A 253-nucleotide genomic window follows, 5' to 3' on the forward strand; every position below is an offset into this window, starting at 1 on the left:
CGGCGGCCACCGAGATCTACACTCGACTAGTCGTCGGCAGCGTCAGATGTGTATAAGAGACAGGGTCAAGCAGGTTCTTGATGCCCGGCTTCTTGTCGGTGAACTCATGGAAACCGTCGTGCCGGTCATGCGCCGGCTGCGTGCCCATACCTGTCTCTTATACACATCTCCGAGCCCACGAGACTACGCTGCATCTGGGGGGGGGGGGTCTTGGTTGGGAAGGGGGGGGGGGGGGGGGGGGGGGGGGGGGGGG

General features: G+C 64.4%; 1 pseudogene. It reads right to left on the minus strand.

The features are described 5' to 3' along the window. Positions 1–55 precede the first annotated feature (55 nt). Positions 56–151 (minus strand): annotated as a pseudogene (locus tag ACPYOJ_RS36010) (substrate-binding domain-containing protein); the annotation flags it as partial. Between the last annotated feature and the right edge of the window lie 102 nt (positions 152–253).

The sequence above is a fragment of the Rhizobium sp. SVR5-9E genome (assembly GCF_056755095.1).